This window comes from Dietzia sp. DQ11-38-2 (assembly GCF_014145055.1).
Taxonomy (GTDB): domain Bacteria; phylum Actinomycetota; class Actinomycetes; order Mycobacteriales; family Mycobacteriaceae; genus Dietzia.
Genome location: NZ_JAALDW010000487.1, coordinates 2313 through 3249 on the forward strand (window position 1 = coordinate 2313; position 937 = coordinate 3249).

2 protein-coding genes are annotated in these 937 nt (G+C 67.2%); both read right to left on the minus strand.

Annotated features, from left to right (window positions below):
- The coding region (gene rpmA, locus G6026_RS15220) for a 50S ribosomal protein L27 (protein WP_182613670.1) at nt 1-239 on the minus strand (239 nt) is incomplete at its 3' end.
- Nucleotides 240-306: 67 nt separating this feature from the next.
- Nucleotides 307-612, minus strand: coding sequence for a 50S ribosomal protein L21 (gene rplU, locus G6026_RS15225; protein WP_017835684.1), 306 nt, complete (start codon nt 610-612; stop codon nt 307-309).
- Nucleotides 613-937 lie beyond the last annotated feature (325 nt).

Consider the following 937-nt stretch of genomic DNA (forward strand, 5'->3'; position numbering starts at 1 on the left):
ATGTTGACGGTCTTGCGACCACGCTTGGTCCCGAACTCCACCGCGCCGGCGGCCAGAGCGAACAGCGTGTCGTCGCCGCCACGGCCCACGCCCACGCCCGGGTGGAACTTGGTGCCACGCTGGCGGATCAGGATCTCGCCGGCGTTGACCTCCTGGCCACCGAAGCGCTTGACGCCGAGGCGCTGCGCGTTGGAGTCACGACCGTTACGGGTGCTGGATGCGCCCTTCTTACTTGCCATGTCCGAACCCTCCTTCAGGGAAGACGCCCGAGGGCGCTGAGCTGGTGGCCTTGGCGGCCGTGATGGATTACTTGATACCGGTGATCTTGAGCACCGTCAGCTTCTGACGGTGACCCTGACGCTTGTGGTATCCGGTCTTGTTCTTGAACTTGTGGATCCGGATCTTCGGACCCTTGGTCTGCTCCACGATCTCACCGGAGACGGAGACCTTGGCCAGGGCGTCGGCAGCGGAGGTGACGGTCGAGCCGTCGACCACGAGGATCGGGGACAGGGACACGGAGGTGCCGGCCTCACCCTCGATCTTCTCGACCTTGACATGGTCCCCTTCGGCGACCTTGTACTGCTTGCCGCCGGTCTTGACGATCGCGTACATCGAGGGCTTCCCCTTGCTTCTCGGGTGTGTGACCGCCGCTGGGGACGACCACGACTACTGTGCGGTGTTCTCTCTGACCGACCGACTCTCGTCGGCCGGGATCGCCGGCCCCGGGGCCTCGGAAGGCCCGGCCCGCGACTTCTCGCGCGACGACATAGCGGCGCCACGAGCGACTTGTCAAGGTTACGGCCCGGCGGCGCAGCAGGTCAAACCGGCAGCGCCTCCGGGCCCGAGACCTCTATCGATCGCCCCCCTCGGGAGCGGTCGTGGTCCGCGTCGCGCGTCGACGTGTCGGACGCCGGCGCGGCTCGGCGACCGCGACCGG